Annotated in this window: 22 protein-coding genes and 2 tRNA genes; 19 read left to right on the plus strand and 5 right to left on the minus strand. The window is 49.5% G+C overall.

Features of this window, described 5'->3' with window-relative positions; genetic code table 11:
* Positions 1–50: 50 nt before the first annotated feature.
* Positions 51–866, minus strand: a complete 816-nt coding sequence (locus ACXAJH_RS07545) for a histidinol-phosphatase HisJ family protein (protein WP_474993499.1) — start codon at positions 864–866, stop codon at positions 51–53.
* A gap of 158 nt (positions 867–1,024) precedes the next feature.
* Between ACXAJH_RS07545 and ACXAJH_RS07550 the strand changes: the two genes are divergently transcribed.
* The 4 genes from ACXAJH_RS07550 (at position 1,025) to dnaB (ending at position 5,920) form a co-directional block, all read left to right on the plus strand.
* Complete coding sequence (locus ACXAJH_RS07550; RefSeq protein ID WP_474990642.1) at positions 1,025–1,978, plus strand: YybS family protein; 954 nt, start codon at positions 1,025–1,027, stop codon at positions 1,976–1,978.
* Positions 1,979–2,007: 29 nt separating this feature from the next.
* The gene (locus ACXAJH_RS07555) at positions 2,008–3,981 is read left to right on the plus strand and encodes a DHH family phosphoesterase (RefSeq protein ID WP_474993500.1); all 1,974 of its coding nucleotides are present in this window, start codon (positions 2,008–2,010) and stop codon (positions 3,979–3,981) included.
* Entirely contained in the window at positions 3,978–4,424 is a 447-nt protein-coding gene (gene rplI, locus ACXAJH_RS07560; RefSeq protein ID WP_474970123.1) for a 50S ribosomal protein L9, read from the plus strand. Before ACXAJH_RS07555 ends, rplI begins: the two co-directional genes overlap by 4 nt.
* Positions 4,425–4,558: 134 nt before the next feature.
* Entirely contained in the window at positions 4,559–5,920 is a 1,362-nt protein-coding gene (gene dnaB / locus ACXAJH_RS07565) for a replicative DNA helicase (RefSeq protein WP_035532384.1), read from the plus strand.
* A 140-nt stretch (positions 5,921–6,060) separates the two neighbouring features.
* Here the strand turns inward: dnaB and ACXAJH_RS07570 are convergent, their stop codons facing one another.
* A complete protein-coding gene (locus tag ACXAJH_RS07570) occupies positions 6,061–6,915 on the minus strand; it encodes a Cof-type HAD-IIB family hydrolase (protein ID WP_474993501.1) in 855 nt (284 codons plus the stop codon).
* Positions 6,906–7,688: a DeoR/GlpR family DNA-binding transcription regulator gene (locus tag ACXAJH_RS07575; RefSeq protein ID WP_474970121.1), complete on the minus strand. Its 783-nt coding sequence runs from the start codon at positions 7,686–7,688 to the stop codon at positions 6,906–6,908. The genes ACXAJH_RS07570 and ACXAJH_RS07575 overlap by 10 nt, the downstream gene beginning before the upstream one ends.
* Before the next feature lie 239 nt (positions 7,689–7,927).
* On the opposite strand from ACXAJH_RS07575, the gene ACXAJH_RS07580 reads away from it, so the two are divergent.
* Together ACXAJH_RS07580 and ACXAJH_RS07585 are read left to right on the plus strand one after the other, a co-directional pair.
* On the plus strand, positions 7,928–9,217 hold the full coding sequence (locus ACXAJH_RS07580; protein WP_027955905.1) for an adenylosuccinate synthase: 1,290 nt from the start codon (positions 7,928–7,930) through the stop codon (positions 9,215–9,217).
* A 72-nt stretch (positions 9,218–9,289) separates the two neighbouring features.
* Positions 9,290–9,847 (plus strand): LOG family protein, encoded by a 558-nt coding sequence (locus tag ACXAJH_RS07585; protein WP_474993502.1) that lies wholly within the window; start codon positions 9,290–9,292, stop codon positions 9,845–9,847.
* A gap of 14 nt (positions 9,848–9,861) precedes the next feature.
* On the opposite strand, the gene ACXAJH_RS07590 is transcribed toward ACXAJH_RS07585, so the two are convergent.
* Positions 9,862–10,347 carry a hypothetical protein gene (locus ACXAJH_RS07590; RefSeq protein WP_474990638.1) on the minus strand — a complete coding sequence of 162 codons (486 nt, stop codon included), beginning with the start codon at positions 10,345–10,347 and terminating at the stop codon, positions 9,862–9,864.
* 138 nt (positions 10,348–10,485) lie between these two features.
* Between ACXAJH_RS07590 and ACXAJH_RS07595 the strand changes: the two genes are divergently transcribed.
* The 9 genes from ACXAJH_RS07595 to ACXAJH_RS07635 all read left to right on the plus strand — a co-directional run bounded on the left by ACXAJH_RS07595 (position 10,486) and on the right by ACXAJH_RS07635 (position 19,440).
* Positions 10,486–10,562 (plus strand) — tRNA-Asp (locus tag ACXAJH_RS07595).
* Positions 10,563–10,685: 123 nt separating this feature from the next.
* Positions 10,686–10,758 (plus strand) — tRNA-Phe (locus tag ACXAJH_RS07600).
* Between the two features lie 283 nt (positions 10,759–11,041).
* Positions 11,042–12,280, plus strand: coding sequence for a peptidoglycan DD-metalloendopeptidase family protein (locus ACXAJH_RS07605; protein WP_474993504.1), 1,239 nt, complete (start codon positions 11,042–11,044; stop codon positions 12,278–12,280).
* Positions 12,281–12,458: 178 nt separating this feature from the next.
* A complete protein-coding gene (yycF, locus tag ACXAJH_RS07610) occupies positions 12,459–13,163 on the plus strand; it encodes a response regulator YycF (protein ID WP_027955909.1) in 705 nt (234 codons plus the stop codon).
* 4 nt (positions 13,164–13,167) lie between these two features.
* On the plus strand, positions 13,168–15,015 hold the full coding sequence (gene walK, locus ACXAJH_RS07615) for a cell wall metabolism sensor histidine kinase WalK (protein WP_474993506.1): 1,848 nt from the start codon (positions 13,168–13,170) through the stop codon (positions 15,013–15,015).
* Complete coding sequence (locus ACXAJH_RS07620) at positions 15,012–16,391, plus strand: YycH family regulatory protein (RefSeq protein ID WP_474970116.1); 1,380 nt, start codon at positions 15,012–15,014, stop codon at positions 16,389–16,391. Before walK ends, ACXAJH_RS07620 begins: the two co-directional genes overlap by 4 nt.
* A gap of 19 nt (positions 16,392–16,410) precedes the next feature.
* On the plus strand, positions 16,411–17,322 hold the full coding sequence (gene yycI, locus ACXAJH_RS07625) for a two-component system regulatory protein YycI (RefSeq protein ID WP_027955912.1): 912 nt from the start codon (positions 16,411–16,413) through the stop codon (positions 17,320–17,322).
* A gap of 17 nt (positions 17,323–17,339) precedes the next feature.
* Positions 17,340–18,134: an MBL fold metallo-hydrolase gene (locus tag ACXAJH_RS07630; RefSeq protein WP_027955913.1), complete on the plus strand. Its 795-nt coding sequence runs from the start codon at positions 17,340–17,342 to the stop codon at positions 18,132–18,134.
* Between the two features lie 79 nt (positions 18,135–18,213).
* Positions 18,214–19,440: a S1C family serine protease gene (locus ACXAJH_RS07635; RefSeq protein ID WP_474970115.1), complete on the plus strand. Its 1,227-nt coding sequence runs from the start codon at positions 18,214–18,216 to the stop codon at positions 19,438–19,440.
* Between the two features lie 386 nt (positions 19,441–19,826).
* On the opposite strand, the gene ACXAJH_RS07640 is transcribed toward ACXAJH_RS07635, so the two are convergent.
* Positions 19,827–20,531, minus strand: coding sequence for a DUF2306 domain-containing protein (locus ACXAJH_RS07640; RefSeq protein ID WP_474993508.1), 705 nt, complete (start codon positions 20,529–20,531; stop codon positions 19,827–19,829).
* Between the two features lie 369 nt (positions 20,532–20,900).
* On the opposite strand from ACXAJH_RS07640, the gene ACXAJH_RS07645 reads away from it, so the two are divergent.
* The 4 genes from ACXAJH_RS07645 to xylE all read left to right on the plus strand — a co-directional run bounded on the left by ACXAJH_RS07645 (position 20,901) and on the right by xylE (position 25,348).
* Positions 20,901–21,920, plus strand: coding sequence for a Gfo/Idh/MocA family oxidoreductase (locus tag ACXAJH_RS07645; RefSeq protein ID WP_474970113.1), 1,020 nt, complete (start codon positions 20,901–20,903; stop codon positions 21,918–21,920).
* Positions 21,921–21,968: 48 nt separating this feature from the next.
* Positions 21,969–22,979: a LacI family DNA-binding transcriptional regulator gene (locus ACXAJH_RS07650; protein WP_474970112.1), complete on the plus strand. Its 1,011-nt coding sequence runs from the start codon at positions 21,969–21,971 to the stop codon at positions 22,977–22,979.
* Positions 22,980–23,011: 32 nt separating this feature from the next.
* A complete protein-coding gene (locus tag ACXAJH_RS07655; RefSeq protein ID WP_474993510.1) occupies positions 23,012–23,839 on the plus strand; it encodes a sugar phosphate isomerase/epimerase family protein in 828 nt (275 codons plus the stop codon).
* A gap of 66 nt (positions 23,840–23,905) precedes the next feature.
* Entirely contained in the window at positions 23,906–25,348 is a 1,443-nt protein-coding gene (gene xylE, locus ACXAJH_RS07660) for a D-xylose transporter XylE (protein WP_202411455.1), read from the plus strand.
* The last annotated feature ends 14 nt before the right edge of the window (positions 25,349–25,362 follow it).

Consider the following 25,362-nt stretch of genomic DNA (forward strand, 5'->3'; position numbering starts at 1 on the left):
CTCCAAGCTGAAAAGGCCGGATGCTCGTCGAGGGCGCCCGGCCTTTTTAATTACCCGATCGGATGACGTTCAGCTTTTCGGTTCGTAAATGTATGGACATGCGAATAGCCGGCTGATTTCGCAAGGTCGATGGCGGCATCATAGCGGTAGCCGATATGGTCCGGCTTATGGGCATCGGAGCAGAGAACGATTCCAACTCCGGCTTCCTTACAGATCCTCAGTAGATCAGGATCAGGATACAGCTCTCCGACCGGTTTTCTCAGACCTGCGGTACTGATTTCAATCAACGTATTCGTAGAAGCCAGTGCTTCCGCCGCCCGCCTGTACTGCCCGATAAGAAAATCACGGTCATCCGGACGGTAGCCGAATACTTTGATCACATCGATATGGCCGACAAAGTCGAACAGTCCGGATTCAGCGAGGGTGACGACGCGGTCAAAGTACTGCTCATAGACGTCTTTCAAATCTCTTTTTTCATATTCCTCTCGGTAAATGGCCAGATCGATGCCCCAGTCGTCGATCCAGTGCACGGAACCGATCACATAATCGAAAGGATGGTTTTCGATAAAGGCTTCCATCTCTTTTTCCTTACCAGGCATATAATCCATCTCGATGCCCATTTTAATGGGAAGTCCCTGCTTTTCGGCTTCATCAAACATCTGCTGGTAGGTGTCGAAATCGAGGGTCCGCCGGTTGTTGACCCACGGATTGGAGAGAATCTCTTTTGTCTCCTGGAAAAAATACGCATGTTCAGAAATGCCTAATTCCTGAATGCCTTCGTTTTTTGCTTTTTGTATGTAGGTTCTCAGATAGTCGACGTCTAAATTTCCTGTTTCAGCCATATGCACGTGATAATCGGTCAGCATGAATATCCTCCTCAGGTGGAATTTCATTCATCATACCAGACTCACACCTGTTCACCAAGACAGAACAGGTGTGAGTAAACAACAACCCGTACAAACCGTACATATGTTAAAATAGGGAGGTTAAGACAGCGCGAAAAAAGTCGAGGTGCAACCTGAATATGAACAACTCAAAAAGAATAACCGAAGGGGCTTTAATGGCAGGGATATATCTGCTATTGTTATTGGTAATTATTTTCCTGCCGGGAGGAATCGGATCGTTACTGCTGTTCGTTCTGCCGGTGCCATACATTTATTACAGCAGCCGTCACGGCTGGAAGCCCGGCCTGCTCCTGTTTTGTTTAACGATGATCTTCAGTCTGCTGATCGTTCCGGTCCTTTCCATTCCCTTTACACTCACAGCGGGAATCGGGGGCGTGGCATCCGGCGGCGTCCTGCATGCCGGCCGTTCAGCCTATGAGTCTCTTGCTCTTGGAACCGTCGGGTATACGGGAGGACTTGTCCTCGGTATGGGGCTTGTCCAGCTGCTTCTCGGCATCAATCTTATTGATGAACTGACCGCAGGGATGAGCGATAGTTTAGACACGGTGGAATCTACGATGGGTATCTTCGGACAAGGGGACAGCTCAGAGGAAGCTGTGGACACAGTCCGTGAAGCGATCACCTTCATCCCAGACATCATCCCAAGTATTTTCGTCATGACAAGCGTCATCACGGCCTTGATCAGTTTGTGGCTGACGTTCAAGCTCATGAACAGAATCGAAAATAAATCCTATGCCTTTGCTTCGTTTAAAAATTTCCGATTGCCGACGTCTATTCTGTGGTATTACTTCTTTGCGATGATTTTGAACTATGTGGTGACAGACCGGGAAGGCTGGGTGTACTTCGGAGCCATCAACGTCTTCATTGTGGCGGGCACACTGCTTGCCATCCAAGGCTTTTCATTCGTCTTCTATTACGCATCACAGAAGAAGTGGCCGAAGGCTGTACCTGTCCTGGTGATCGTTTTTTCATTACTTTCTCCGGGATTGATCATGTATCTTGTTCGAATTTTAGGTATAATTGACTTAGGATTTCCACTGCGCAGCTATGTCAGTGAGAAGAAAAAAAACTAGCTCGGAGAAGATGGTAGGAGCTGAATGCAATGCCGAACTTTTTTAAGAAACCAACGATGAGCGGACACTTATGGATCATCTATGCGATTTCCTTAATTCTGCTCGGGTTTATCTGGTATTATCAGTGGATGCTCGGGTTATTGATGACGCTGTTCCTTGCTGCATCGATATTCTACAGTGTCCGCACCGAACAGCACATGATCAATGAAACCGAAGAATATATATCGACCCTTTCCTACCGGGTGAAAAAGGTGGGCGAGGAAGCTCTGTTGGAAATGCCGATCGGAATTATCCTGTACAGCGAGAATTACACCGTCGAATGGGCCAACCCGTACATGAACCGGTTCACGAATGAGGATACGGTCGTCGGCGAATCGCTGAAAAAGCTGTCGGATCAGCTGATTCCTGCTTTGAAGGAAGAGGAGGATGAGGTGTGGATTACGATCGACGGCTATAAATTCCAGACGGTTGTCAAACGGGAGGAGCGCCTGCTTTATCTGTTTGACCGGACACAGCAGACCGAGATTCATAACCGTTATGAAAATGAACAGACGGTACTTGCGATCATCTTCCTTGATAACTATGAGGAAATTACGCAGGGAATGGATGATACAGCGAAAAGCCATATCAATTCCCAGGTAACCTCCATTCTGAACAAATGGGCCGGGGACTACGGCATCTACTTGAAACGCACTTCACAGGAACGGTTTATGGCTGTGATGAACCAAGAGATTCTTTACACGCTTGAAAAAGCGAAGTTCGAAATCCTGGATGATGTCCGCGAACTGATTACCGATCAGAACGTTCCACTGACACTGAGTTTCGGTATCGGTGTCGGGCCGATCAGCCTGCCTGAACTCGGGGAGCTGTCTCAGTCGAGTCTGGATCTTGCTCTCGGCCGCGGCGGCGACCAGGTGGCCATCAAGGATGATTCCGGGAAGGTCCGCTTCTACGGCGGTAAAACCAACCCGATGGAGAAACGGACGCGTGTACGGGCACGAGTCATCTCCCACGCTATGAAGGAGCTCGTCCAGGCGAGTGAAAAGGTCTTGATTATGGGACATAAATCCCCGGATATGGACTCGATCGGGGCTTCCATCGGCATACTGAAAATCGCTCAGGCCAACGACAAAAAAGCAGCCATCGTCCTGGATCCGGATGATATCGATACAGGCGTGCAGCGGATGGTCGAAGAGATTGAAAAGGATGAAGACTTGTGGGAGTACTTCATCCCGCCGGAAGATGCGCTCGAAATGGTGACGAACAATACACTGCTCGTCGTCGTCGATACGCACAAACCATCCATGGTCATGGAGGAAAAACTGCTGTCGAAGACCGAGCATGTCGTCGTCATCGATCACCACCGGCGGGCGGAGGAGTTCATCAAGGATCCGACGCTCGTCTACATGGAGCCATATGCTTCTTCCACGGCCGAGCTTGTCACCGAGCTTTTGGAATATCAACCGAAGAAGCTGAAGCTGTCCATGCTTGAATCGACGGCCCTGCTTGCCGGGATCATCGTCGATACGAAGAGTTTCACACTCCGTACGGGCTCACGAACGTTTGATGCCGCTTCCTACCTGCGTTCCAAAGGAGCGGATACCGTCCAGGTCCAGAAATTCATGAAAGAAGATCTGGATGTCTATGTAAGACGGAGCAAGTTGATTGAGAAGGCATCCATATATAGAGATGGGATAGCCATATCAACAGGCGACCACGGTGAATCCTATGGTCCTGTCATCATCGCTCAAGCGGCAGATACGCTGCTTACGATGAGTGGAATCGTCGCATCGTTTGTCATATCTGAACGCAGTGACGGCCGAATCGGCATCAGTGCCCGCTCCCTCGGCGACATCAACGTCCAGATCATCATGGAGAAGATGAATGGCGGGGGTCACCTGACCAATGCGGCGACACAGCTGGAAGACACAACGATTGAAGATGCCAGAGATTTGCTGCAGGATATTATTGACGAATATTTTGAAGGGGGAGACACAGAATGAAAGTCATATTCAAAACGGATGTAAAAGGTAAAGGGAAAAAAGGCGAAATTAAAGAAGTGAACGACGGTTATGCACGTAACTACCTTCTGAAGAACAACCTGGCTGTCGAGGCGACCAAAGGCAACATGCAGGCACAAAAAGCCAAGGATGCCAAGGTTGAGCAGCAGGCTCAGGAAGAAGTGGAGGAAGCGAAGCGCCTCAAGGCTCAGCTCGCTGATCTGGAAGTGAAGCTTGATGCGAAATCCGGCGACAGCGGCCGTCTTTTCGGGTCGATTACGAGCAAGCAGATCGCCGAGCAGTTGAAGAAGGATCACAATATCAAGATCGACAAACGGAAAATTGAGCTGGATGATCCGATCCGTACGCTTGGATACTCCAACGTTCCTGTAAAGCTTCACCCGGAAGTGACAGGCACAATCCGTGTCCACATCGCTGAAAAATAAATGTATCAAAGAGGCGCCCTGTCCATTGTCCGGATGAACAGGGCGCTTTTCTGCCCTTTCCGCCATATGGACAGCGGTCAGAATATGAGTTAATATGATGTATTGGTGTTAACGATTTAGAGGAGGAAAAGCTAGTGAGTGAAATGTGGAACGACCGTACCCCGCCTCATAATATAGAAGCAGAGCAGGCGGTGCTCGGTGCGATCTTTTTAGAACCTGAAGCAATGTCGACAGCCGCAGAAAATTTACTTCCGGAAGATTTTTATCGAGCAAGCCACCAGCGGATATTCGAGGTGATGCTGACGCTTGCGGACAGAGGCGAGCCAATCGACCTGGTTACGGTCACCACGGCTCTTTCCAACAATAAGGTGTTGGAGGAGGTCGGCGGGGTTTCCTATCTGACAGATATTGCAAACTCGGTGCCGACCGCAGCCAACGTCGGTTATTATACGAACATCGTCGGTGAAAAATCGACGCTCCGCAGTTTGATCCGAACCGCTACGAACATTGTGACGACAGGATATTCGGAGGAAGAAGAGATTGACGATGTCCTGAACTCCGCAGAGAAGGACATCTTAGAAGTCTCCCAGCGGAAAAATTCCAGTGCGTTCAAAAGCATTAAAGACGTCCTGATCGATGTGTATGACAACATTGAACAGCTGCACATGAACGATGGATCGACGACAGGTATTCCGACGGGCTACCGTGACCTCGATCACATCACCTCCGGTTTCCAGCGGAATGATTTGATCATTATCGCTGCGCGTCCATCGATGGGTAAGACGGCCTTCGCCTTGAACATCGCCCAGAACGTCGCCGTGCACACAGATGAGAACGTGGCCATCTTCAGTTTGGAGATGGGGGCTGACCAGCTCGTTTCCCGTATGCTCTGCGCAGAAGGAAACATCGATGCCCAGCGTCTGCGTACCGGAAGCCTGGAAACGGAAGACTGGAACAAGTTGACGATGGCGATGGGAAGCTTGTCCAACGCCGGCATCTACATTGACGACACCCCCGGGGTGCGCGTGAGTGAAATCCGCTCCAAATGCCGCCGCCTGAAGCAGGAACACGGCCTCGGCATGATTTTGATCGACTACCTGCAGTTGATCCAGGGAAGCGCGAATTCCAAAGAAAACCGTCAGCAGGAGGTTTCTGAAATCTCCCGTTCCCTGAAAGGTCTGGCCCGTGAGCTGAACGTGCCGTTGATTGCCCTGTCCCAGCTCTCCCGGGGTGTGGAATCCCGTCAGGATAAACGCCCGATGATGTCGGACCTTCGTGAATCAGGATCGATTGAGCAGGATGCTGATATCGTCGGATTCCTTTATCGTGATGACTATTATGATAAAGAATCCGAAAGCCAGAACATCATTGAAATCATTATCGCTAAACAGCGTAACGGCCCGGTCGGAAACGTCGAACTGGCCTTCGTGAAGGAGTACAACAAGTTCGTCGACCTTGACCACCGTTATACCGATGCCGATATACCACCGGCCTGACAAGAGAAAGAAACGAAAAGACGCTCACATCCAGAGGGGAGATCTGGAGGAGCGTCTTTTTTATCAGCTTCTGTGAAGCCATGTATGATGATCACCACCCATCACGCCTCCCGGAGAGTCACGCTGGGTCGTGGGTGATCTTAAGAAAAGTAGTGGGTGATGGCGTAGGCTGCGCCATCCTCATCATTGGATTTCGTGATGTAATCGCTTGCTTCTTTCACATCACGGACTGCGTTTTCCATGGCTGCGCTTCTTCCAGCGGCCTTCAGCATGGAAAGGTCGTTATGACTGTCTCCGACGGCCGCTGTCCGGTGCATCGGAATATCAAGGTGCTCCGCTACGGATCTTAAGGCATTGCCCTTGGAGGCTGTTCGGTCTTCCAGTTCAAAATTATGCTCCGCAGAGCTCACCATCGTGAACGATGGATGGTCACGGAACTTCTTTCTGCCTTTTTCGAGTTTATCCAGGTCGAACGTGAAAGCGAGGATGTTGTACATCGGGTCCTTGGACTCGACGATCTCCTCATAAGATTCGACAAAAGCGAAGCCGTTTTGGCTGAACTGCTTATCCAGTGCATGCCTCAAGCTCTGCTGATCAGTTTCCGGATTGGCGCTGATGAGGCGGTCCATCTCCACGTGAAGGAGTTCCCGTCCATTCTGCGGCGTGTAAATCGATGAGCCGCTGAACACCTCATAATAATAATCCTCCTGCTCCAGCCACTCCAAGGCTTCCCCGGCATCCTGCCGATTCAGTGCTTTTTCTTCAAACAAGGTGCCGTCCGGTGTATGGATGACGGCTCCGTTTGCACTGATGACCCATGGCTGGAGGGGAAGACTGGAAAAAATCTTCTGGACATCGAAGTAGGCCCGGCCTGTCGCAATAACGATTTCCACGCCGTTTTCCCGTGCGTTCTTCAGCGCTTCTGCATTTCCGTCACTGATCGAATTTTCCTTGTTCAAAAGCGTTCCGTCGAGATCGATGGCAATCAAGTCCATAAATCCTTCTCCTCCTCTTCTGTGACAATCAATTCTACTCCGCATTCCTTCAATAGACGCTGGAAAGGTTCCTCCGGTGCCTGATCGGTAATGATCATGTCGATATCCTCCAGTCCTGCAAACGTAAAGAATTCCGTCATCCCGAATTTCGTATGATCAGCAAGGACGATCACTTCCCCGGCCTGCTTGATCATATTTTTCTTCACCATCCCGTCCTCTTCATGTCCGAGGGTCAGTCCGTGTTCAGAGATGCCCACTACGCCGATGAAGGCTTTATCAACATGATAGCTTTTCAGGCGTTCAATGACAGAAGCGCCGTAAAGGAACTGGTGCTCCTTCTGCAGGTAGCCTCCGAGGAGCTGGATGGAGACGAGACCGACATTGGAGAGAATATCCGCCTGGTGAATCGAATTGGTGATCACCTTGATCTCCATCGGTGAGATCTGACTGGCGCAGGCCTGTACGGTCGTGGATGTGTCTAAAATGATATGATCCCCCGAATGGATCAGCGAAGCTGCTTTTCTGCCGATTTCCTGTTTTTCATAGGATACAGCCTTCAAACGATGGGTATAATCCTGAATAGCCGCATGAGTTTTCGGCAGGATGGCCCCGCCCCGCGTCCGTACAATGGCTTTGCGCTCTTCCAGCTTCACCAGGTCACGCCTGGCGGTATCTCGTGAAATGTCGAACATCTCACACATTTGATCAATCGTGATGCGGCGGTTGTTTTTTAAGTATTCAATGACGCCGATCAGTCTTTCTTCCTGATACATGGGAGAACCCCTTCCATATCTATCCTCTTGTAAGTGATTATAAGTAATTTTATAATCAAAATCAATGGATAATAAGTTTTATTAAGTTGTTAGAAAAGCCTGATATATAGGCTATTATCGAACATTGAAATATTTTATTGAAATTAATGTTCGGATTCAGCGTTGACTTTCACGTCGGGAATTGGTAAACTGACGAAGGAAATTCAAACCAATAACCAAATTCATTGCGGAGGTGCCTTATGTCTTCAGTAGTTGTAGTCGGAACCCAGTGGGGGGACGAAGGTAAAGGCAAAATTACCGATTTTCTTTCACAAAATGCCGAAGTGGTTGCGCGTTACCAAGGTGGTAACAATGCGGGACACACGATTAAATTTGACGGAATAACTTATAAACTTCACCTGATTCCATCAGGGATTTTCTTTGATGATAAAATCTGCGTACTCGGAAATGGCATGGTCATTGATCCGAAAGCGCTTCTTGAGGAATTGAAATACCTTCACGATAAAGGTGTTTCCACAGACAACCTGCGGATCAGCAACCGTGCGCACGTCATTCTTCCTTACCACTTGAAGCTGGATGCGCTTCAGGAAGAGGAAAAGGGCGCCAATAAGATCGGAACGACGAAAAAAGGAATTGGACCGGCTTATATGGACAAAGCGGCCCGTACAGGAATCCGCATTGCCGATCTCATGGACAAGGAGAGCTTCCGTGAGAAACTGGAGCAGAACCTTGCCGAGAAGAACCGTCTGTTCGAAAAAGTGTATGAAACAGAACCGTTCACCGTGGATGAAATTCTTGATGAATACTACGAGTATGGTCAGAAGATTGCTTCTTATGTATGCGATACCTCTGTCGTCCTGAATGACAACCTTGATGACGGCCGCCGCGTCCTTTTCGAAGGCGCCCAGGGTGTGATGCTCGATATCGACCAGGGAACTTACCCGTTCGTCACATCCTCCAACCCGATTGCCGGTGGAGTTACGATCGGTTCCGGTGTCGGTCCATCTAAAATCAAGCACGTTGTCGGTGTATCCAAAGCCTATACGACGCGTGTCGGCGACGGTCCATTCCCGACGGAGCTTGAAAACGAAACCGGCGACCAAATCCGCGAAGTCGGCCGTGAATACGGAACGACAACAGGACGTCCGCGCCGTGTCGGCTGGTTCGACAGTGTTGTTGTCCGCCACGCCCGCCGTGTGAGCGGAATCACGGATCTTTCCCTGAATTCGATTGATGTGCTGACAGGCATCGAAACGCTGAAGATTTGTACGGCCTATAAGTACAAAGGTGAAATCATCGAGGAGTTCCCGGCCAGCTTGAAAGTTCTCGCTGAATGTGAACCGGTCTATGAAGAAATGCCGGGCTGGACGGAAGACATCACGGGTGTGAAAAACCTGAGCGAACTGCCGGCCAATGCACGCCATTACATCGAACGTGTGTCACAGCTGACAGGAATTCCGCTTTCTGTCTTCTCTGTTGGTCCTGACCGTTCCCAAACGAACGTCGTCCGCAGTGTGTACAGCGAATAATCAACGAGCACCTGGCTGTTATCAGTCAGGTGTTTTTGTATAGGATAACGATAAAGGAAAGGAGTGTTTCATGTGAAACGCATTTGTATTTTTGCCGGGTCAAGTGCCGGAAGCAGCCCGGTCTTCGCTGAACAGACAAAAATTCTCGGACAGGCCCTCGCTTCCCGTGGGATTGAACTCGTCTACGGAGGAGCCCGGAGCGGTCTGATGGGCGCTGTGGCTGATGAAGTCCTTGCACATGGCGGGTCCGTTACAGGCGTCATGCCGACACATCTTTTTGATAAAGAAGTTCCCCACCCGGATATTACGAAAATGATTGAAGTGGACACTCTCCATGAGCGAAAAGCGAAAATGAGTGAACTGGCTGATGGGTTCATCGCTCTTCCCGGCGGCTTCGGTACGCTTGAGGAATTGTTTGAAACGGTCAGCTGGGCACAAATCGGCATTCATCAGAAGCCTGTCGCCCTCTTCAACATCGAAGGGTATTATACCTCTGTGATGAAGCTCGTGGAACACAGTGTCCAGGCCGGATTCGTGAAAGAGAAGCACCAGGACTTGATGGCAGCCTCTTCGGATCCGCACCAGCTTTTGGATGAAATGGAAGCAAAAGAAAAACCGGGCCTTCGCTGAGGTCCGGTTCCTTCTTATACGTGAATCGTTTTTGAAAAGATCAACCCGAAGTACCGGTATGTCACTTTAATTTTGCTGATGGTTGTTTCTTCGGCAATGCTCAGGCCATAGATGGTGGCAGGGGCTGGATCAGTGGCAGCGGCAACGGTTTTAGCAGCAAGAGGAGAGGTATCGGGTCCTAGTGAGAATGAGGTGAAATCCTGCGTGCGTTGGTTCTCACCGAGGAGCGCATGTGTATCCGTAAGGGTGAAACCTTGTTCTGTGTCGCTGATCTGAACATTCACGTGGGAAGGAGCTTCATCATCATTAATGGAAACATCCGTAATGTGGATACTTCCCAGCATGCTTTTGTTTCCTAAAGCAACAATGACCGACTGTTTGTCCTCTGTCGATCCAATCGATCCGTGCTCAAGCGGCGGATTCAGCTTCAGATAGGCAATGAACGATACCAATAAAAAGATAAGGGCGTAAACCAGATAGCGGAACCATATCCTCGTCAACGAGATCCTCCTTTCTATGTATAATGGCAGCTGTTCAGACAAAGGACTGAAGAATATCTTACATTCTATGAAATTTACTATTGCTTCCCCTTTGACCGTGTGGTACGATAGATATCGTTGCGGTGAACGAGCCGTATTGGTCCGGTAGTTCAGTTGGTTAGAATGCCTGCCTGTCACGCAGGAGGTCGCGGGTTCGAGTCCCGTCCGGACCGCCATTTTCATTATATCATTCTGTGTGGTCGAATTCACACGTAATGTGATTCAGTAATGGAAAGAAGAAGTCGAAAGCTCAGTAATTGCAGGAGCTTCATCGGTTTTGAAAAATTTCATCTTCCTATGGCTCGGTAGCTCAGTCGGTAGAGCAACGGACTGAAAATCCGTGTGTCGGCGGTTCGATTCCGTCCCGAGCCACTTCTTTAAAAAGCCTGTAGAGGAACTTTATGTTCTTCTGCAGGCTTTTTTGTGTTCATTTACAGGAAAATATTATCCGTGTTTCCACATCCTCATTTTGATGCTAATTTATATCAATATATATAAGATTATTATCTATTTCGTAAAATTGCCAGGAAAATTATATCTTTTTTACAAGTTTTAAAATCTATTTTATTAAAAGTTTGGCTATGATAGATTAATGAAAGTGAATTTTACATTTTTTTATAGATCGATACACATAAAAATCCAGGGGGAAGGAAACATGTGGAAGAAGGTTGTCATCACGGGAATTGGAATCGCTGTACTCGGAGTCGGAACGGTTTATGCAGAGCAGTCCATGCAGACCGTTTATCACGTCCAGATGGATGGCCGGGAGATCGGTACCGTGACAGAGAAAGCTGTTGTTCAGGATGAACTGGAAGCATTGGTGAAACAGAAGGAAGAGCAACATGAGGATTGGAACTTGACGGTGGCTGAAGATATTACATTCAAGCCGGAGCGCGTCTTTTCTATTGAAGCAGACGAGGGAGAGGTGCTTGAACGCCTGGAGCAGGACGTGTCGTACGCGGTGGAAGCGGTACAAGTCCAAGTGAATGGGCAGTCCATCGCTTACCTTCCGGAGGCCGGAGATGTAGAGGAAGTGATGGAGACGTTAAAAGCGGAATACGTCAATGACGAGCGCGGCTCGGAGGAAGAGGACGTGTCTGCCGGCGCAACAGAACTTGAAAACGTCTACGTCAATGGTGTGATCGACTATGCCCCTGTTCAAGCGGCTCCTTCGTCCATCAATACCGTAGAGGAGACGGTGGACCGCATTCAAACCGGTAACATGTCAGAGCAGGTGTCGCTGAGCAGCGGCGAACCGCTGGTCGATGTGATCGTAACCGAACAGGAACGGGAAGCAGAAATGATTGCCCACAAGGTCGAAGTCCGGAATACGGATGCCCTGTATGAAGGAGAAACGGAAATCCATCAAGAAGGACAGGATGGGAAGAAGGAAACCTTGATTCAGACGGTGACGGAAAACGGCGAGACCACAGAGGAGGAAGTCCTTGAAGAGGAAGTCGTCGAGGATCCCGTCACACAAGTCGTGTTGAAAGGCACGAAGCCGTCGCCATCCACCGGATCCGGGAATTTTGTGTGGCCGGCAGTCGGAGGAGTCATTACGAGTAAACAGGGAGAACGCTGGGGGCGTTATCACAAAGGGATCGATATCGCCGGCGTTTCCGATCTGACCATCAAAGCTGCCGATCACGGGAAGGTGACCGAAGCCGGTTACCAGGAGAGCTTTGGAAACAAAGTCGTCATTGATCACGGCAACGGCTATGAGACACTGTATGCCCACCTGTCTTCCATCGATGTCCAGGTGGGGGACACGGTTCAGCAGGGTGAAAAAATCGGGGATATGGGAACGACCGGCCATTCCACCGGTGTCCATCTCCACTTTGAAGTGCATAAGGATGGCGGCCTGGAAAACCCGCTTTCCCACGTATCTCAATAATGAAAAGCCGCTATGCAGAGTCATAGCGGCTTTTTTCATGGGAATGACTAATCATGGAGACCTATAGATAGGATGAACGGATGATTTCCTGTCGTGTCTTCAGATGAAATAAGACATTTAGCAGGAAATAAGTTAAAATGAGGGAAAGAACAGAAGTCGATGAAAGGGATGAGACAAGATGGCTCAAAAGATCTTAGTTGTAGACGATGAAAAACCAATTGCTGATATATTGAAGTTCAACCTTGAAAAGGAAGGCTATGAAGTCGTGTGTGCCTATGATGGGGACGAAGCGATCGCTAAAGCGGATGAGGAAGAGCCGGAACTGATTCTGCTTGATATTATGCTTCCGAATAAAGATGGCAATGAAGTGTGCCGGGAAGTGCGTAAGCGCCACAATATGCCGATCATCATGCTGACGGCTAAAGACGCTGAAATTGATAAAGTGCTCGGACTGGAAATGGGTGCGGATGATTATGTAACGAAACCGTTCAGCAACCGTGAACTGATTGCCCGTGTCAAAGCGAACCTGCGCCGCCAGCAGCAGGAGCCCGAGGATTCCTCCCAGCAGACGAAGGATATTGAAATCGGCCGCCTGGCGATCCATCCGGATGCTTATACGGTGACGCGTGATGGGACATATATCGAGCTTACCCATCGTGAATTCGAGCTGCTTCACTACTTAGCCCGCCATATCGGACAGGTGATGACGCGTGAACACCTGCTTGAAACCGTATGGGGTTACGATTACTACGGTGATGTCCGTACCGTTGATGTGACTGTCCGCCGTCTCCGTGAAAAAATTGAGGAGAACCCGAGTAACCCGATGTGGATCGTGACACGACGAGGGGTCGGCTACTATTTGAGAAATCCAGAGCAGGACTGACTTTATGAAGAAAGTGGGTTTCTTTCAGTCGGTCCGGCTGAAGCTGATTGTTGTTTATATACTGCTTTTATTATTAGGCATCCAAGTGATTGGGGCCTATTTTGTTGGTCAGCTTGATAATCAGCTGACAAGCAATTTCACCAGTTCCATCGATAACCAGCTGAATTCTCTGACTTTCAGCCTGCAGAATGCGTTTAACGCCGAACGGGACGAAGACAGCCCGACACTGGAGGATGAAGTGCAGGGGCTGATCAGTGACTTTATAGAAGAAACGCAGAGCATCAATCCCCGCAAACTGCAGATTTTGAACAGCAACTCCAACATCATCGCCTCGGTCGGCAACCGGGATGATTCATCGGATATCGGAAAAAAGGTCACGGATTACCAGCTGACTAACGTGCTGGTTATCGGTGAGGCGACCGAACCGAAGTTCAAGCGGGAAGAGGGCAGCAATGACCGCGTGTATGTAGGCACGCGCCCGATCACCGATGAAACGGGCGAGGAAGTCCTCGGTCTTCTCCATTATGAAATCTACGGGGATGAAATCTCGACACAGATGCAGGAGATCAGCAGTATTTTTGCCAAAGGGACGGTCTTAGCCATCGTCGTAACGGCTCTGCTCGGGATTTTGGTGGCCCGGACCATTACGAAGCCGCTGACGGAAATGAAGCGTCAGGCCCAGATTATGGCGACGGGTGACTTTTCCCAGAAGGTCAATGTCCGGGGAAATGATGAAATCGGCGAACTGGGGCATGCGTTCAACGATATGAATGATAAATTGAAGCTGGCTCAGGCGACTACCGAAGGAGAGCGGCGGAAGCTGAGTTCCGTGCTTTCCAACATGTCGGACGGCGTCATTGCCACGGACCGGCTGGGCGCGATAATTTTAATGAACGCGCCGGCTTCCAAGTTGGTCGGCCAGCGCTTTGAGGATATCCAGGGGCAGTCGCTCATCGATGTGCTCGATTTGAGCGACCAGATTGAAGAAATGGACGAAGTCGAAGAAACCAACTCGATGATTATCGATTTGAGCAACGACGATGATCATCTGTTATTGAAAGCGAATTTCTCGGTGGTGGAGGATGAAAACAATGAAATGGACGGATTCATCACGGTAATCAGTGATGTTACCGAGCAGCAGCGCGTCGAGCAGGAGCGCCGCGAATTCGTTTCCAATGTTTCCCACGAACTCCGCACACCATTGACGACGATGCGCAGCTACATCGAAGCACTGAACGATGGAGCATGGCAGGATCCGGAGATCGCTCCGCGCTTCCTTGATGTCACCCAGAATGAAACGGACCGGATGATCCGGCTCGTCAACGATCTGCTCCAGCTGACGAAAATGGATCATAAAGAAACGACCCTTATGAAAGAACGGGTGGAATTCGTCAGCTTCTATGAAAGCATTATCGAGCGCTTTGAAATGAACAAGGATGATAAAGTGAACTTCGTCCGCAGCCTGACGAAGAAAAAGATGCATGTATGGATCGATAAGGATAAAATCACCCAGGTGCTGGATAATGTGATTTCCAACGCCATCAAGTATTCCCCGGAAGGCGGGCGGATTACCTTTGAAGCCTCTTCAACGCGGAAACAGCTGCGTGTCAGCATTACCGATGAAGGCGTCGGGATGCCGCCGGATACGGTCGATAAAATCTTCGACCGCTTTTACCGTGTAGATAAATCAAGGGCCCGGGAAATGGGCGGTACTGGTCTTGGTCTTGCAATTGCCCGGGAAATAATTGATGCCCACCACGGGAAAATATGGGCGGAAAGCCGTGAAGGGAAAGGAACAACCGTTTACTTTACCCTCCCGCTCATGAGTCAGAAGCGGAGGGATAAATCATGAATAGAGAAACGTTGAAGTCAATCATTCTCGTTATTCTGATTGCCTTCAGTCTCGTGTTGACCGTCGCCCTCTGGAGTTACCAGCCGGCTTCGGAAACGTTGGAAGAGGGTGGAAGCACAGCCGACAACAAGCTGGAAGGCCTCGGCACCGAAAAGGATCTTTCCGAGTTATTGATTCCTGAACTGGTCGTCTATCATGAAAATGAAGGACACTTCACATTTCCTGAACCGAATGGAAAGACGAGCTTTAATGACCAATTCAAAAAATGGTCGTTATCCAATTTTGATACAACACCCGGTGAAATCGATCTGAATACGATCGAAAAAGGCGTAGAAGTCATTTTTCCGACCTCTCTTCCGTTAAAAGTGATCAAAGACCTGTTTACCGTCAACAACAATGTCATTCTTGATAATATCAATAAGAATTTTGAACGGGTATTCCTTATCCAAAATGAGGAACGCTCTTCCTCTACTTATGAGCTTTGGTTCGTCCAGGCCGGCAGCCAGGGGGATGAAGTCACCTTGAAGGCAAGTGTCAATGCGAGTGCAGGGGACAAAGCACTGAAGGCGTTCGAAGATCGGAACGACCTGACGGAAATTGTCCGTCTTGCCGATGAAATGCCGGCCGTCGACGCCGCGAATACCGGCGCCAATCATATCTATCTGCCGAAGGATGATATTTCTGTGCCTCAGGTCGTCCTGCAGACGACGGCTGTGCCGGTCACACCGCTGCAGAATGATTTGTTCCCTTCGCCATCCAGCACCATCTTCTATGAGGCGGGAGAAGGAATCAAACGGACGAAAACGAATGACCGGAGGCTGGATCAGAAAATGGATGACCGGCTGATGGAGTTTCTATTTTTAACAACGAAGAGTATCAATGAATCCGGGATGACCGAATATGACCTGCTGACGAAAAGTGTGCAGGACATCAACAGTCATCTTGGCTGGACAAATGAATTCAGGATCGAATCCTTATCCACCGGGCTGGATGAACTGAAATACCGGATGTATTTCAATGAATTCCCGGTCATGGAAGACGAGGCTACAGAAGGGTTCGCGCAGATATCCATGACGTATGAGGATAGTGACATCCAAAGCTACGACCGGCCGCTGATCAAGTTCGTACGGACGCCGTATGAAACAGATTCCATGGCTGAACTGCAGTCTGTCGATGAAGTCATTAATCAAGTACAGAATTCCAACACGTATGACTTCAACAGCATCAAAAATATCGGGATTCGCTACACGTTGGAAGAGCAGACGAACAATCTGGCGTACAACTTGATACCGGAATGGTATATCGAAACGGAATCCGAAAGCTGGGCACCATTATTCAAGGAAGAGCCGATGCCGAATGGCGACGCGGCACCTTAAGAGGAAGGCGGGATAACGAATGCAGTGGGGCCAGATAAAATTGTTGTTCATCCTCAGCTTCTTGATTCTCGACCTTTTCCTCTTGCAGCAGTTTATCACCAAACAGTCGCAGGATGTTCTGGGACAGATTTCAACAGCTGAAGAAAATATTGAAACCGAGCTTGAAGAAGATGGCATAACGATCGCCGATGACGCCAACCCGCAGGAGCCGGGAGAAGTGTCGACGATCAAGTCCTCAGGCAGCACGTTCTCTGATGAAATTCTTGGACAGATCGAAGATATGGACGAAGAAAACCAGACCGTCGAAGTGCTGAATGAAAACCGAGTACTGAAAGTCGAACTGGACGAGCCGGTTCCTGTCACAAAGGATAATTTGATCGAAAAAGTCCGGGCGCTCGTGCCGTTCTATTCCCAGTATTCGTTCTGGGGATGGAATGAAGAAAAAGGAGCAGCGCTGTTTTTCCAGAAAGCCAACGACCGGACGATCTACTTCAATAACAGCGGATCCCTGCTCGTCTCGATTGAGGACGGGGAGATTACCGGTTATGTAGCGACGATGCTTGCGTTCAATGAAGGGGAAATGATCATTGATTCCGAACAGGACGGGGCGGTTATAGCGCCCCTCAGTGCAATGAGAAATCTCCGTAACCAGGGGATGCTGAAGAGCGGAGACGAAGTGACCTCGATGAGCATCGGGTATTACACAGAAATTTTTGTTGAACCGAGTGAGGAAAAAGGGGAGCAGGTCTTTGCCCCTGCCTGGAAAGTGACCGTCAATGGAGAACGCAGCCACTTTGTCTATGCTTTGTCGGGCGGCGTCATTGATGTCGAAGAAGGAGAATTTATCGAAGAAGAGTTACAAACGTACAATCTGCAGGAAAATCCATTAGAAAGTACGACAGAGGAGAACGAAGAAAGTGAAAACAATTAAATGGAGTGTCTTACATCATGACCTTACGCTTTAGTGTACTGGCTTCAGGCAGTACGGGGAACGCGTTTTTTATTGAATCAGGGGACGAACGGATTTTGGTGGACGCCGGCTTGAGCGGCAAAAAAATGGAAGGGTTGATGGAGCAGGTGGACATCGACCCCGCATCGCTGTCGCGGATCCTCGTCACGCACGAGCACAGTGATCATATTAAGGGGCTCGGCATCATGGCGCGCCGCTACAACCTGCCTGTTTATGCCAACGAGAAGACGTGGCAGGCGATGGAAGGGCAGATCGGCAAGCTGTCTCTGGACCAGAAGTTCCTTTTCGGAATGGAGGAAGTGCAGACATTCGGGGGCATCGATGTGGAAAGCTTCGCGGTATCCCATGATGCGGCGGATCCGATGTTTTATACGTTCCATCAGGACGGGAAAAAAGTGGCGCTGGTCACCGACCTCGGCTACGTGTCGGAGCGCATCAAAAAGACAGTGGAAGGCGCCGACGCCTATGTGTTTGAATCCAATCATGATGTCAGCATGCTTCGGATGGGACGGTATCCTTGGAATGTGAAACGGCGGATCCTCGGCGATTCCGGGCACGTTTCCAATGAAGATGCCGCGCTTGCCTTGACGGATATCATCACCGATCAGACGAAGCGGATCTACCTGGCCCACCTGAGTCTGGATAACAATATGAAGGACTTAGCCCGGATGTCCGTCTCCAACATTCTTGAGGAGCGTGGTTTCGAGCTGGGCACGAAAGTAGCGCTGTATGATACTGATCCCGCTGAAGCCACACCGATTTTTGAGGTTTAAAAGGTTTGATTTAGTTAAACATAAGGGAACAATACCTATTGAAGTTCATAGGAACGAAGGAAAGGTAAGGTGAAGCGGAGTGGGTTATTACGATGACCATTCACCCCAGACACAGCAGAAAAGAACCCGCAGGCGCTGGGTCATGCCGACCATCGTCGGAGGTGTTCTGGGTGCTGTGCTCGTCCTGCTTGCTCTCCCGGCACTCGTTCAGACCGAGCTGCTTCCATACGATATGACGATTCCGGAGGATGAAAGCGGCCTTGTGGAGGACAACCAAGGCCTGACCGGCGATACGAAGAGTGTATCTGTGGATGTAACGACACAGATTACCGATGTCGTCGAACAGGTCACACCGACGGTTGTCGGCGTCGTCAATCTGCAGACGAGGGAGAATTTCTGGCAGGAAGGCGCAGAGGATTCCTCCCAACAGGCAGGCGTCGGTTCCGGTGTCATTTATAAAAAGGAAGACGGGACCGCTTATGTGGTAACGAACAACCACGTTATTGAAGGCGCCAGTGAAATCGAAGTCGTTCTCGCCGATGAAACAAGGATCACAGCCGAATTGATCGGCGGCGATGTCTTCACAGATCTCGCAGTATTGAAAATGCCGGGGGATCAGGTGGAGCAGGTGGCTGAGCTTGGCAGTTCTGAAGATCTGAAAGTCGGTGAACCGGCTATTGCTATCGGGAACCCGCTCGGCTTGAGTTTCGCCGGATCCGTCACGCAGGGCATCATCAGCGGAAAAGAACGGGCCATTCCGCAGGATTTCAACGGAGACGGCCTGGAAGACTGGCAGGCGGAAGTCATCCAGACCGACGCCGCCATCAACCCCGGAAACAGTGGAGGGGCGTTGATCAATATCGAAGGACAGCTGATCGGAATCAACTCGATGAAAATTGCCCAGTCCTCTGTAGAAGGGATCGGTTTTGCCATTCCGATCGATTCAGCCAAGCCGATCATCGATGAGCTGGAGCAGAAAGGGCAGGTCGACCGCCCTTATATCGGCATTGAAGCCTATGGCCTGAATGAAGTGCCGACATCCGAATGGGGCAATACGTTGAACCTTCCTGAGGACGTGGAAGGCGGCCTTTACATCCGCAGCATCCGGCAGATGTCACCAGCCGCAAAAGCCGGACTGGAGCCACTTGATGTCATTACCGCTCTTGATGGCGAACCAGTTGAGGATATCATTGACCTCAGAAAGTATTTGTACAATGAGAAAAATCCTGGCGAAGAGATGGAAATCACCTACTACCGTGATGGACAGCAGCAGACAACATCCATTACCCTCGGCTCACAGGAATAAATCATGAAAAAGAGTACCTTCGTTGTGAAGGTACTCTTTTTATGGTCAGGAATCGACATTCTTCTCTTTTGTTCAACATATGATTATCCACAGCCTGTGTATAGAGTTCTGGATAACTGTCATATATGGTAGGGAACATATATTCCGATACCATATAGCCATCAGCCATGTGAATATGTGGATAAAATCTGTGTATAACCTGTTTATATCTAAGGGGAGCCTGTGAATATCAGAAAATTAACAAGGTTTGTGCATAAGTCTGTGGACAATTGTGGGTAACTGCTTTCGTTAGTGGCTGTTTTCCACATGTGTATGAATTTCAAACGTTCTCTCCATCGGTTCTGTGAAAAAAATGTCTAATGCTAACGTCATTCGTGAGTACCTGTTTAAGAGGCTGACTTTTTAACTCTTGGAAGATTGAATTTCCTGCGGTAATAGAAATTGAAGCTGTAAATCAGAGGAGTCAGGACTGCCGCCGGCAGAAACCAGAGCCAGATGCTCACACTTGAGATATTCAATAATCTTGGAGCACCAAAAACGACAAAAGCCGTAATGGTGGCGATTGAGCAGCCGATCAAGTTTCCGTAATGCTCAAAATACCAGTGCATTTTTGTTTTGGGAGGGGTGAGCCAATAGGAAAGCTGACCACATCCGAGCACGAGGCCCAGGATCGGGAAAAATTTCAGCAGGGCAAAATTATCGATCCAGCCGACCACCATAGTAACGAGGGACATGATGACGAGCAGACCGGATATCCCCAAATCATAAGGGTTGCGGTGAGCGTCTGTCCGGCGTTTGAAGCGGAGTACACGGATGCCCATCCAGGCTGTCGCTGCACTCAAGACGGCGATAAACAAAAGAAAAAAGGAAAAAGCCTGTTCGGCTGATGATCTTTCCTGATCGATAAACAGGCGGTACAACCCCATGAACAGCGCACTGCCCGCGACTGTATACATGGCCCAGACGTATACCCAGCCGATTTTGCGGTGCGCACGGCCGCCTTTTTTCGTGACGAGGGGAATCCAGAATACGGTGAGCGCGGTAAACCCTGCGGCAATATGAAGCATGAGTATGATTGAAAATAAAGACATGATTTTCACTCCTCTCTACTCTACCAGTTATACGGAGCGTAAGAAGGGAATTCCTGCATTCTTAACGATTTTTACAAAGAAACGACAAATCCTTGGTCACAGGACACGGGTTTGTCGTTTTATGTGGAGGGGTGATGAACGATGTCTTAGGAAACATTCACATAAAAAAGGAAAGAACTTTCCTCATGAAACATATTCCGTCTTGTGTTGTTGTTTATCCCTTGATTTAAACGAATCTTCTTGCTCTTTAATAAAACTTTTAGTTTTCAAACAATTTAAAATTCTGTTTGACTAGCTTTATGAAAAGGTTTACAATCCAAGTTAAGGAAAGTTCTTTCCTAAATTTTATTTATCTAGGAGGCGTTTGTTTTGAATACATTGAACATTGGATTGATCGGAGCAGGAAGAATGGGGGCCTTTCACGGAGAAACCATAGCCCAGCGTTTACCCGGCGCACAATTGTATGCGGTTGCAGATCCGGTACCCAACGCAGCAGAGCAGCTTGTCCACACGCTGAATACAACAGCGAAGGTGTACACCGATCCTTTGGAATTGATCAAGGACCCTGAAGTAGAGGCTGTTGTCATCGTGTCTCCGGCAAAAACGCATGCTGCGAATGTTCTTGCTGCCATCCGCCATGGGAAAGCGGTTTTCTGTGAGAAGCCGATGGCAATTACAATGGAGGAAGCGGATGAAATCGTTCAGGCGGCGGATGAGCATCAAACATTCCTTCAAGTTGGTTTCAACCGTCGTTTTGAAAAAGGTTTCCGGGCTGCGCACCGGGAGATAACGGAAGGTCACATCGGTACACCACAGCTGCTGAAATCGAATACGAGGGATCCGGAGCTTCAGGGAGCAGAGTCGAAGCCGCAGTGGACGATTTTCCTGGAGACGCTCATCCACGATTTTGACGCCCTCCGCTACTTGAACCCGGGCGCGCAGCCGGTGGAAGTCTATGTGGCCGCTGATGCGCTTGTCCGTCCTGACCTTAAGGAAAGCGGCCTGCTGGATACAGCCGTAGCGACGATCAAGTTTGATAACGGCGCCATTGCAACAGCAGAAGCAAGCTTCCAGGCTGTGTATGGATATGACGTCAGAGCCGAAGTTTTCGGATCTGACGGGATGATTACAGCCGGAGGCATCCGCGAATCCAGTATGACACGTTATAATAAGGACGGAGTCAGCTATGATACAAGCCGTTATGACCAGCATTTATTGTTCGAGGCGTATGTAGAAGAGCTGCGGGCCTTCGTCGACGGTGTCGTACACAAGCATCCTTCCTATGCGACAGCTGAAGATGCCAGATGGGCACTGAAGATTGCGCTTGCCTGTATTGAATCCGTCCAGACGAATCAGCCTGTTCAAATACCAAAACCAGCACTCGTTTAACCATAAGCTGCCCTCACTCAGGCAGCAGAGAGAAAGGGGCAGCAAATAATGAAAGTCACCATTTATGATGTAGCAGAAAAAGCCAGCGTATCGATTTCCACCGTATCCAAGGTGTTGAATGAAAAAGGAAACATTAACGAAAAAACGAAACAGCGGGTATACGACGCCATCAAGGCGCTCGATTATAAGCCGAGTGTCGTCCTTTCTGTCCAAAAAGCAATGAAGACGATCGGTGTCCTCATCCCGGATATCTCCAATCCGTTCATGGCGGAAGTGACGAGAGCCGTGGAGGACAGCGGCCGGAAGAAAGGCTTCAACGTCATGATCTGCAGTACAGACAACGATCCGGATAAGGAAGAGGAATATATCACGATGCTGCAGCAAAAATACCTCGACGGCATGATTATCGCCACCGGCTTGAAAAACAGCCGTGCGCTGAACAAGCTGAAGAAAAGTGAAGTTCCTGTTGTACTGCTGACGAGGGACGTCCCTAAGTTTCCAGCGCATTCGGTGATGGTGGATGATTTTCAGGGCGGCTATGATGCAGGAACTCACTTGGCTGAACTTGGACACAAACAGGTGGCGGCCTTGATGGAGGATGTAGATGTACCGTCCATCAAACAGCGTTTTTATGGATTGAAAGAAGCCCTCCAGGCCTGCGGCGTGCCTATGACGGAAGCGTTCACACGCTATGCTCCCCATTCGCTTGCCGAAAGTAAACAAGCGGCGCTTGATCTGCTGTCACAGGAAAGCGCTCCTACAGCCATTTTTGCATCCACCGAGATTCTGGCCGTCGGCGTTCTGCAGGCAGCCAAGGAAAAAGGGCTGAAGGTGCCGGAGGATTTATCCGTCATCGGGTTTGATAACAGCATCCTTGCCCAGGTTACCGATCCGCAGCTGACGACGATCGGCCAGCCGGCTCAGAAAATGGGGGAAAAAGCGATTGAGCTGTTCGTCGAAGAGCTCCTTAATAAGAAGGAGCAGGAAGAAAAAATCGTACAGCGGCTGGTACTCACCCCGTCGCTGATCGAACGGGAATCAACCGCCCGTCTTACATAGAACAGACGGGAACTATAGAACGGAGGAATCCAATGTATCGAGATTACGGCTTGTGTTTATGGACGTTTGGAGAGATCGATTTTGATAAGAAGTGCCGCCTTGCTGCTGATATAGGGGTGGACGGCGTGGAAGTACAGGGGGATGTCTCCCGGAACCCGAAAGAGCTGAAGGGTGTTCTCGACCAGTACGGGCTTAAAATTTTATCCATCACCCCGGACAATGTCGATATATCCAGTGCCGAAGATCAAGTGAGAAAGGAAGCGGTCCAATACTTCCTGGATCTGATCAGCTGGGCCGATGAGCTCGGTGCGGACAGAATCTGCCTGCATGGTGACGTCGGGAAAGTCCGCGGCAGCGGCGACGAAGAGAAGGACTGGCAGCTTCTTGTAGAAAGCACCTCTGAAATTATGAAAAAAGCGGAAGACCACAACATGGAAGTGGTGTTTGAAGTCTTGAACCGGTATGAAAACCACCAGGTCGTTACAGGAAAAGAAGCCCTGGAACTGATTGAATCGGTGGGGAGCTCCTATTTGAAGGTGCTGCTTGATGCTTACCATATGAATATTGAAGAAAAGAACCCGGCCGGGGCGTTGAAGGCAGCCGGTCGCCAGCTTGGGGTCTATCACATCGCCGACTCGAACAGACAGGCTGTCGGAAACGGCAGCGCCGATCTGGCAGAGCAGGTTCAGGCACTCGATGACATCGGCTATCAAGGACCGATCATCATGGAAATGACCGCTGCAGGACCGGATCCGTTCACACCGGTCAAAGGCGCTGATTATCTGGATGTGGTCACCGGCTATTACGAGACGTCACTTAAGAAATTGAAGCAGTGGGAAGGCGCAGAGGTCAAAGGCTGACAGCCACTTGAAATTTGAAAGCGCTGTCTATATCACATTACGTATAAAGGTGGGGTTCACGTAATTATGACAAAGCATTTGAAGTATATGATCTTTTTATCTGTCGTCGCTGCTTTAGGCGGGTTGTTGTTCGGATATGATACGGCTGTCATTTCGGGTGCGGAGCAGTCGCTTGAGGTGTATTTCATCGACAGTCTAGGCCTGAACAGCTTGTTCCAGGGATTGACGGTCTCCAGTGCCTTATTCGGATGTATCATCGGCGGACTGATCAGCGGAGTGCTTTCCAACCGCATCGGACGGAGGAATTCCCTCATTACAGCCGCTGTCCTGTTCTTTTTGTCCGCTCTGCTTTCGGCGTATCCTGAATTTTTATTTTTCACGAAAGGCGATCCATCCATCGGACTTTTCATTATGTTTAACCTGTACCGCATTATCGGCGGGATTGGTGTCGGACTGGCCTCCGGTCTTGGACCGCTTTACATCAGTGAAACATCACCGGCCAAGATCCGCGGCAAGCTGGTGACGCTGAACAACCTGGCCATCATTTTCGGTATGCTCGTCGTCTATATCATCAACTGGCGGATTGCTGCCGGACAGAGTACCGCGTGGATCCATGATATCGGCTGGCGCTATATGTTCGCTTCTGAAGCCATCCCTGCGCTGTTATTTTTCGGATTGTTATTCTTAGTACCGGAAACACCGCGCTACTTAATCTTGAAAAACAAAGACGAAAAAGCGATGGATATTTTAACGAAGGTCAACGGCTCAAAAGAAAAGGCGAAAGCGATCTTCGATGAGATCAAAGAAACCGTTCAGAAGGAAGGCACGAAGAAAGCACGCGTCTTTTCCTACGGCAAGCTTGTCGTCATCGTCGGAATTTTACTGGCTGCTGCCCAGCAGTTCGTCGGTATCAACGTTATCCTGTACTACGCGCCGCGTATTTTCGCCAACATGGGAGCATCGGCAGACGGATCGATGATGCAGACCGTTCTGATTGGTGTTGTCAACTTCATTTTCGTATTGATTGCGCTGTTGCTTGTTGAAAAAGTCGGAAGAAAACCGCTCCTGCTGATCGGATCGGTCGGTATGGGTGTGGGGATGTTCGGGATATCCGCCCTGTCCTTCGCTGATTCACTTGGACTTGGCGCATTATTGTTCATTCTGCTGTACGTCGCTTTTTATAACCTTTCCTTCGGACCGCTCGTCTGGGTGCTGGCATCGGAATTGTTCCCGAACAAGATTCGCGGACAGGTCATGGCGATTACCGTTGTAGCGAACTGGGGAAGTAACTTGTTGATTTCATCCACATTCCCGTCGCTGCTTGAAATCGGTGCAGGCGTCGCCTACGGTTTCTACGGCGTGATGTGTGTCCTTTCCTTCCTATTCGTCTGGAAGCTCGTTCCGGAAACGAAAGGAAAAACACTCGAGGAAATTGAAGAACATTGGACAAGCAAAGCGGAGGATCAATCATCTGCAGCCTATTCTACACTGGAAGAAAGAAAAGCTTAACTGAAAGCGGTTAT

Source organism: Halobacillus sp. ABD4_316, from assembly GCF_056161385.1.